The sequence below is a fragment of the Bradyrhizobium pachyrhizi genome, from assembly GCF_001189245.1.
Lineage (GTDB): Bacteria > Pseudomonadota > Alphaproteobacteria > Rhizobiales > Xanthobacteraceae > Bradyrhizobium > Bradyrhizobium pachyrhizi.
Genome location: NZ_LFIQ01000120.1, coordinates 101,679 through 105,782 on the forward strand (window position 1 = coordinate 101,679; position 4,104 = coordinate 105,782).

A 4,104-nucleotide genomic window follows, 5' to 3' on the forward strand; every position below is an offset into this window, starting at 1 on the left:
AGCGGCTCTCGAACGTGTTGAAGCGCTTTGCCCGCCGGCACCCGGACGTTGCGCTGACGCTGCGCACCGCGACCAGCGCCGAGGTCAGCGACCTGATCCGGCGCGGCGAGGCGACGATCGGGTTGCGTTACGACCGCGACCGCTCGCGTGACCTCGATTGCGAGGTGCTGTTTGCAGAGCCGCTCGGGGTGGTCTGCGCGCCGGACCATCCGCTGGCGGGACGCCGGGTCGGCAAGCTTGCCGATCTCAGGGATGAGCGGTGGATCGCCTTCCCAGAGGTGCCGGGACGCCGCGAAATCACCGCATCGCACGTCTTCGCCCTGTTCCTGACGCACGGGCTCGGCGAGGTCGCCTGGACGCCGGTCGACAGCCTGACGGCGCAGAAGCGCCTGGTCGAGGCCGGGCTCGGGATCGCGCTGCTGTCACAAAGCAATGCGGCGGAGGAATTGGGTAGCTCCAGGATCGCGACGATCCGCGTCGGCGATCTCGCCGCAAGTCACGAGGTCGTCGCCGTGACGCGGCATGGCGGTTTCCTCAGCGCCGCCTCACGCCGCCTGCTCGACATCCTCCGTGCCGACTTCACCAAGGCGAGGGGCACAAACGCGTCGCGCCGGAACGGTGTCCGGCGCGCGTAAAAGTCGACTTGGTAGGGTGTCTCGGGAACTCAGCTTCCCGCCTTGACCTGCGCTGCGGCCACCGCCAGCAGCTCGTCCATCTTGGCGCGGATATCGCGCTCGGTGGCGGGCTGACCCTTGGCGGTGAGGTCCTTCAGAACCTTGTGCAGCACGTCATTGTCCCCGGCTTCCTCGAAGTCGGCGGCGACCACCTCCTTGGCATAGGCGCTGGCGGCATCGCCCGTGATGCCGAGCTTCTCGGCAGCCCACAGGCCGAGTAGCTTGTTCCGGCGGGCTTCAGCCTTGAACTTCTGCTCCTCGTCGAGGGCGAACTTCTTCTCGAAACCTTCCTCGCGCTTGTTGAATTCGCTCATCGCTGAAGTTCCAATTCCCTTGCTGAATGAGGGCCGCCGCGCGTTGCGGCAGCCCCGATGCCTGCCTAGATAGGTGGGAGGAATCGGCAAGACAACGAGCCGTTAAGCCGCAGGCAAAACTGGCGGAATCGGCCCTTTATGATAGGGCGGTATAAGTGCCCTCAAGGGGGCACTATCGATTGTGCTGGATGGGCCAATCGGATAGGTTGCCAACAGGCATGGTTCTTGTTCTGTTTCCAGTTGGATTGCCCAGGTTCCAGGCCTCCGCGGCAGCTCCGTCGTGGGTCGTAACCCCAAGTCATCCGGAGCACCCAAATCCATGGATTTCAACAAAACACGGTACATCCCAATGAGCCGTCGACGCCGTATTTATGAAGGCAAGGCCAAGGTGCTTTACGAAGGCCCCGAGCCGGGAACCCTGATCCAGCACTTCAAGGACGACGCGACCGCATTCAACGCCAAGAAACACCAGGTGATCGAGGGCAAGGGCGTCCTCAACAACCGGATTTCGGAGTACCTGTTTCAGCACCTCAACGACATCGGGGTGCCGACCCACTTCATCCGCCGCCTCAACATGCGCGAGCAGCTGATTCGCGAGGTCGAGATCGTGCCGCTCGAGGTGGTGGTGCGGAACGTCGCCGCCGGCTCGCTGTCGCAGCGGCTCGGGATCGAGGAGGGCACCCAGCTGCCGCGCTCGATCATCGAGTTCTATTACAAGAACGACCAGCTCAACGACCCCATGGTGTCGGAAGAGCACATCACCGCCTTCGGCTGGGCGACGCCCCAGGAGATCGACGACATCATGGCGCTGGCCATCCGCGTCAACGACTTCCTGACCGGCCTCTTCCTCGGCATCGGCATCCGCCTCGTCGACTTCAAGATGGAGTGCGGACGGCTGTTCGAGAACGAGATGATGCGGATCATCGTCGCCGACGAGATCTCGCCGGACTCCTGCCGGCTGTGGGACATCAAGTCGAACGAGAAGCTCGACAAGGACCGTTTCCGCAGGGATCTGGGTGGCTTGCTCGAGGCCTATACCGAGGTCGCGAAGCGGCTCGGCATTCTGATTGAAAACGAGCGGCCGGCCGGCAGCGGCCCGGTGCTGGTGAAGAGTTAAGCTGAAGGGACGACCGTGAAGGCACGTGTGACTGTGACATTGAAGTCGGGCATCCTCGATCCGCAGGGCAAGGCGATCGAGGGTGCGCTGAAATCGCTCGGCGTCGATGGCGTCGCCAGCGTTCGCCAGGGCAAGGTGTTCGACATCGAGCTCGCCGCGACCGACAAGGCCAAGGCGGAGGCGGCGCTGAAGGCCGCCGCCGACAAGCTCCTGGCGAATACCGTGATCGAGAACTATCGGGTCGAACTGCTCTAGGCCGCATCGCACATGAAATCAGCCGTCCTCGTCTTCCCCGGCATCAACCGCGAGCGCGACATGGCGCGCGCGCTCAAGCTCGCATCCGGCAATGAGACCGCGATGGTCTGGCACGCCGAGACTTCGCTGCCCAAGGGCACCGACCTCGTGGTGGTGCCCGGCGGCTTCTCCTACGGCGACTACCTGCGCTGCGGCGCGATCGCGGCCCGCGCGCCCGTGATGGACGCGGTGCGCGACTTCGCCGCCAGGGGCGGGCTCGTGCTCGGCGTCTGCAACGGCTTCCAGATCCTCTGCGAGTCCGGGCTGTTGCCGGGCGTGCTGATGCGCAATGCGGGGCTGAAGTTCATCTGCCGCGACGTGCATATGCGCGTCGAGCGCTCCGACACCCCGTTCACCCGCGGCTACAATGCCGGCCAGGTGATCCGCGTGCCGGTGGCCCACGGCGAAGGCAATTACGAGGCGGACGAAGAGACGCTGAAGCGGCTCGAAGGCGACGGGCGGGTGCTGTACCGCTACTGCTCGCCGGAGGGCGTGGTCGACGAGGCCTCCAATCTGAACGGCGCCGCGCATTCGATCGCCGGCATCGTCAATGAGCGCGGCAACGTGCTCGGCATGATGCCGCACCCGGAAAACCACGTCGAAGAGATCATGGGCTGCACCGACGGCCGCGGCCTGTTCGCGGGCCTGGTCCAGCAATTCGAAAGGGCGGCGTAACGATCATGCTGCGGCGGTGGTGCGTTGCCGCGGCTGCGGCGCTTCTGCTTGCGACGTCGGCCTACGCCCAGGACTTCCCGAAGCGTCCGATCACCATGATCGTGCCGTTCACGGCCGGCGGCACCTCCGACGTCATCGCCCGCGCGGTGGCCGACCAGATGGGCGCTGCGCTCGGCCAGAGCATCATCATCGAGAATGTCGGCGGCGCCGGCGGCTCGACCGCACTCGCCCGCGCCGCGCGCGCCGAGCCGGACGGCTACACCATCGCGATCGGCAATGCCGGCACCAACGCCGCGACCTACACGATCTATCCGAAGTTGTCGTTCACGCCTGACTCCTTTACCCCGATCGCCGTGGTCGCCAAGACCTTCGGCATCGTCGCGCTGCGCAAGGATTTTCCGGCGAAGGACCTCAAGGAATTCATCGACTACGCCAGGAAGAACCCGGGCAAGGTCAATCTCGGCCATGCCGGCGTCGGCTCCTCGAATTACCTGATCTGCAAGAGTTTCGTGCATGCCGCCGGCATCGACGTGCAGCTGGTCGGCTATCGCGGCGCGGCGCTGGCGCTGACGGACGCGATCGGCAGCCAGATCGACGGGGTCTGCGATGCCGCAGCCTCGGTGTCGCAGGCGATCGACGACAAATTGGTGAAGGCGGTAGTGGTCGGCTCGACGGTACGGCTTGCGTCGTTGCCCGAACTGCCGACCTCGGCCGAGGCCGGACTGCCCGAATTCGAGGCGCAGGGCTGGAACGGCCTGTTCGCCCCCAAGGGCACTCCGCCCGAGATCATCGCCAAGCTCAACGCCGCCGTGCGCACCGCGGTTGCGAGCGAGGCGGTGAAGAAGCGTTTCGCCGACCTGTCGACCGTCGCCCCCGACGCCAATGAGCTCGCGCCCGAAGTGCTGCAGCAGCTTGTGACCCGCGACGTCGCGAAATACCGCGCCCTGCTGGCGGACGACAAAAAGTAATTCTTGTTGGTCATTCCGGGGGCGTCGTTAGACGCGAACCCGGAATCTCGAGATTCCGGGTT

Annotated in this window: 6 protein-coding genes; 5 read left to right on the forward strand and 1 reads right to left on the reverse strand. The window is 65.1% G+C overall.

Features of this window, described 5'->3' with window-relative positions; all coding sequences use genetic code 11:
* The coding region (locus AKL29_RS37695) for a substrate-binding domain-containing protein (RefSeq protein WP_244482643.1) at positions 1–635 on the forward strand (635 nt) is incomplete at its 5' end.
* Positions 636–664: 29 nt separating this feature from the next.
* Here the strand turns inward: AKL29_RS37695 and AKL29_RS37700 are convergent.
* Entirely contained in the window at positions 665–988 is a 324-nt protein-coding gene (locus AKL29_RS37700) for a DUF1476 domain-containing protein (RefSeq protein ID WP_050387668.1), read from the reverse strand.
* Between the two features lie 349 nt (positions 989–1,337).
* Here AKL29_RS37700 and purC point away from each other — a divergent pair, with 349 nt between their 5' ends.
* The 4 genes from purC to AKL29_RS37720 are packed head-to-tail and all read left to right on the forward strand — an operon-like array spanning position 1,338 to position 4,042.
* Positions 1,338–2,105: a phosphoribosylaminoimidazolesuccinocarboxamide synthase gene (purC, locus tag AKL29_RS37705; RefSeq protein ID WP_016843454.1), complete on the forward strand. Its 768-nt coding sequence runs from the start codon at positions 1,338–1,340 to the stop codon at positions 2,103–2,105.
* 15 nt (positions 2,106–2,120) lie between these two features.
* Complete coding sequence (gene purS, locus AKL29_RS37710) at positions 2,121–2,360, forward strand: phosphoribosylformylglycinamidine synthase subunit PurS (protein WP_026192985.1); 240 nt, start codon at positions 2,121–2,123, stop codon at positions 2,358–2,360.
* A gap of 12 nt (positions 2,361–2,372) precedes the next feature.
* On the forward strand, positions 2,373–3,074 hold the full coding sequence (gene purQ, locus AKL29_RS37715) for a phosphoribosylformylglycinamidine synthase subunit PurQ (protein ID WP_050387669.1): 702 nt from the start codon (positions 2,373–2,375) through the stop codon (positions 3,072–3,074).
* A gap of 5 nt (positions 3,075–3,079) precedes the next feature.
* Entirely contained in the window at positions 3,080–4,042 is a 963-nt protein-coding gene (locus AKL29_RS37720; RefSeq protein ID WP_050387670.1) for a tripartite tricarboxylate transporter substrate-binding protein, read from the forward strand.
* Positions 4,043–4,104 lie beyond the last annotated feature (62 nt).